5 protein-coding genes are annotated in these 4188 nt (G+C 55.4%); all 5 read left to right on the forward strand.

Annotated elements, in window-relative coordinates; translation table 11 throughout:
* The first annotated feature begins 477 nt into the window (after positions 1-477).
* On the forward strand, positions 478-984 hold the full coding sequence (locus HKN37_12960; GenBank protein ID NNE47557.1) for a hypothetical protein: 507 nt from the start codon (positions 478-480) through the stop codon (positions 982-984).
* A 51-nt stretch (positions 985-1035) separates the two neighbouring features.
* Positions 1036-2238, forward strand: a complete 1203-nt coding sequence (locus tag HKN37_12965) for a hypothetical protein (GenBank protein ID NNE47558.1) — start codon at positions 1036-1038, stop codon at positions 2236-2238.
* A 249-nt stretch (positions 2239-2487) separates the two neighbouring features.
* Positions 2488-3030, forward strand: a complete 543-nt coding sequence (locus HKN37_12970) for a hypothetical protein (protein ID NNE47559.1) — start codon at positions 2488-2490, stop codon at positions 3028-3030.
* A gap of 52 nt (positions 3031-3082) precedes the next feature.
* On the forward strand, positions 3083-3658 hold the full coding sequence (locus HKN37_12975; protein ID NNE47560.1) for a hypothetical protein: 576 nt from the start codon (positions 3083-3085) through the stop codon (positions 3656-3658).
* A 40-nt stretch (positions 3659-3698) separates the two neighbouring features.
* On the forward strand, positions 3699-4188 hold a 490-nt coding region (locus HKN37_12980; protein NNE47561.1), incomplete at its 3' end, for a hypothetical protein.

Here is a 4188-nt window from a genome sequence, read left to right on the forward strand (position 1 = left end):
GCGAGTTCAGGCCAGAGGCGATCGACGGCTTCGGTCAATGGATTATCCTCGTTGTGATGCCGACTGCCGCACTCAGGCGACAGGCGATTGGCGGGTACGGCTTCCTTCGGCCGAGAGCATACGCCGGTGTGCCTACAGCGTGTGACGGGGAATCCTTTGTGCGCCGGCAGGAGTCCGTCTTACAGGATGAGTCGGCGGGTGGGGGGTCAATTCGTAGGGCAATGCCCGTCGAAGTGTCTGTTTCCGGTTGAGACGGGGCCGTCTCATTGTGGTGATCAGCTGTTCGCGGGCGCGGCTGGTGACATCGTTGCTTTGAAAATCACCAGATTCCCGAAAATCATCGTTAGGCGGTCCGAATTGGCAGTCTGATGTGGCCACGTGCGTGTTCGGCACCGGCGTGCGCAGAAATCTGGTACGGCGATTGAAGATGGGTGAGCAGTCTTCAATTCAACACCGGACTCATCCGCAGAGCACATCATGCCTCACTCACTGGTTGCCGTCGTCGCAATGGCCCTCGCCTCTCTCGTAACATTCCAGCAGCACAGAAGCGTACTCATGCAGCGAATGATCTCTGTTCGCTCGCAAGTATCTGTAGAGTCGACTGCTGCGGCTTCCGATCGTCTCGAGGAAGTTACGGCCACGGCATTCGATGAAGCAGTGCTGACCACTGCCGTCCACTCTGCGGTTTCGCTTACCAGTTTCGTCTCGGGAGCGGGACAGCTCGGAGAGTCGGCGGATTTCAACGATGTCGATGACTACGATGGCAGCGTCCTGGAGATGGAACGCACGGCCAGCGGGAAGACATTGCGATTCAGAACTATCACACGCGTTTCCTATGTGTCGGAGCTGGACGGATCAACCCCCGTCGGCTACATGACGCGCCTCAAGAAAGTGTCGGTGGAAGCGGTGCCGCTTGAACTGACCATGGCTGACACCATCCGCGTTTCCGAGGTCGTCGCGTGTGGCGATCTGTGTCAGTGGTAGGTCAGATCGCGAGCCTCACAGTATTCATTCCTTAAAAAAGATTCAAAAGACATGGCTGGTAAGGGACTTCTCATCATGATCGCCGCTTTCGGCATCTCCTTCGCATTCTACAGCTCATCGCGCTTTCGTTCGATGGTCGAGGTTCAGGGTCAAGCGGCCGACTATCAGTATCAGACGCTTGCACGTGACGCGGCGAAGACCGGTTTTTCGCGTGCCCGTCAGGCCATGTCGATGGGGATCGAATCGACAGTCATGACCGCCGACCTCACAGACGGTACCTACCGATCTGTTCTCTCGTCCGCAGGGACACGATTCCGCATCGAGTCGCAGGGTCGTCTCAATGACACGCGCGCGATGCCGGTCGTTTGGAAGATCTATGCAGAGTACGAGAGACTGCCAAAAAGTACTCCGACGACCGTACCGCCATTCATGGAGTACGCTTTACTCGCGAAGAACGACCTGGAGTTGACCGGTTCGCCGGACGTTCAACTCGCGGCGTTCGGAGACGCTCAGAACGCGAACATTCACACCAACAATACACTCAAGATCACCGGAAACAATGTAAACGTGGGCGGTTTCGGGACGTTCGTGGAGGGAGCGACGGCGAACCCCGCGGACGCACTAGCAACCTCATTCAGCCCCGTAGAAAATGAACTCGAGCGAGAGTCGGTACACCAGGTTGAGGAAATCACCATCCCGTTGTTCGACGCCTCTGCCTACATCGCGACCGCAGGCGTAGACCAGATGAGTGCGGGCGATATCACGCTAAGCGGTGCATACGATCTGGGTGGGACGCGGGAAGATCCTTTCGTCTGGTACATTGACGGGAATCTGGATGCAACGGGCGGGACCACCATCGACGGTTACGTGATGTTTCTCGTCAATGGGGATATCGACATCTCAGGAAACATGCAGGCGGGGATGTCGACGCTCGACCAGGGTGAAAGCACGATGGCCTTCTATTCCAGTGGCAGCATCTCGTTCAGCGGCACGGTTGACATCTATGGCCAGTTCTTTGCCAACGGCAATTTCGAAGTCAAAGGAACTCCGTCAGTCTACGGAACGGTAACTACGGGTGGCTCGGCGAGTTTAACCGGCACTCCGAATCTGAGCTACGTGCAGGCTTCTCCGGCGTTGACGGATATCTGGAACGATGACGATCCGGAGCGATTCCGCCTCCTCTCGTATCACGAGGCACGCGACCGGATTCCGGAGGACAAAGTCGACCTGTACTTCGTCAGTCAGGCTGACTAGACTCCACATAGATTGCTGCTTCAGGAGAGGGGCGCGGGCACAGGCTGCCGCGCCCCTTTTTTAATTCTCCGAATTGTCGATTAAAGGGGTAGGAGAGTGGTCGCTCTTTATTCGGCACTTCTATCGACCGACCATCGCGGGCTTAAGAATTAAGAAAATCGTCCGATACCCGCGACTGATAGGTCTATTCATATCAGGCCTTCAGTGATTCAAAAAGGTTCTAAATCAGCGTAAAACGGTCGTTTAACAATGCCACAGACAATGCTAGCGGTCCTTTCCATGGTGGTCACAACGCTTTTTGCGTTCAACCAGCATCGAAACGTTCTGTCGTCAAGACTGAACATGGTTCGCGAGGATATGGCGATCCGATCGACGGGTGTGGCCGTCGACGTCCTGGAGGAAATCGGCTCTATGTCGTTTGACGAGGCGACGCGCGACAAAGTGATCAGTTCGTCCAGCGAACTGACCGCCGTACAACGTCTCGATATACACAATCTGACCGGAGGCCTCGAAAACACGCAGGAGACGAGCCTTGAGTCTGGCGGAGTAAACGACCTGGACGATTTCAATGGTGCCACTATCGAAAGGAGCCGAGAGGTGAACGGAACAAACATCGGCTTCCGGGCAGAATCGGTTGTCAGCTATGTCGATCCAACCGATAACACCACTGAAGTCGATTATCCGACCAAGCTGAAGAAAGTGACCATCAAGGTCTACTCGTTGAATATTGCACGCCCTGACACGATCTACCTGACACAGCTTCACGCGTGCGGAAGTCGTTGCGGATGGTAGCACGTACGGTGGATTTCTAGAGTTTCTCTACCCCTTATAGACACATACGGATATGCAATTCTTAATGGACAACATCGTGGCGTCTATCGTGGGAGCAACCGTTCTGCTCATGATGGTTGCCACGCATCATCGCAACCAGGTTGCGTCGGCCGAGGCTACGAGCTTCTACATGCTTCAGCAGCAGGTACTCGATTTTACGTCCAGTCTTCAGCGCGACATGCAGAATGTGAGCTCGGTCAATGATTTAACCGAGAAGACGGACAGCACATTCAGCTTCATGGCACAGGTCAGCCCAACGGATACGACCAAGAGGTTGGTAACCTATCGTCGCAAGAAAGTTGAGTCGCGTTATCGAAAGGACGTGGGTACGCGCGATTACTATCAGATTGAACGTCTTGTGGCCGGCGTTGTCACCGGTGGTTCAATCGGTACAATCACGGCCTGGGACGTGCGGGTTCTGAATGAGGAGGGGAATCCGGCTAGCGCCGTGGGTGATGCGAGGCAAATTCGCATCAGCCTCGAAGCGGCGTCGCCGGTCGATGTGAACGTGCGGGATGGTGTAACTATCCGTGATACGCGCTGGCAGTCCACGTTCAGACCAAGGATGCTTCGAGATTCCTCGCTCTAGTTCGAATCTCTAGTCCACTAACCGTAACGAGTGCACCACCATGGGTAAGGTCGCGGTCATCGCCTTTGTGGCGTTCAGCCTCTCAGGGGCGTATTACACGCTGAATCGCAATCAGCAGACGCTGGAAACTTCGGCGCGGGTGTCGGATCACCAGTATGAAGTGCTGGCTCGCGAGGCGGCGCTGGATGGCACGTCGCTGGGAAGGCAGTCTCTTGCAGACTCGTTTGTACCGACCACGTTCAATGGTCAGAGCCCTGGAGCCGCGTTTACGACGTCCATCGCTGTGAGCGGAAATCGGGCGACGATCACATCCATTGGGCAGGCTGTAAATACTTCCGGCAACCCTTCGCAGTACGAGATAGTCACTGAGGTCGTGAGGCAAGTCGTCCTACCGCCAACTGGCCCCTCGTGGATGGAGTACGCAGTCATCAGCGATGGTGATCTTACGCTAAAGGGTGACATTGACGCCATTGTCGTGACTGGGACCAACTCTAATGAACTCAATGCCGATATCCATACCAACGGAACGC

This window comes from Rhodothermales bacterium, from assembly GCA_013002345.1.
Taxonomy (GTDB): Bacteria; Bacteroidota; Rhodothermia; order Rhodothermales; family JABDKH01; genus JABDKH01.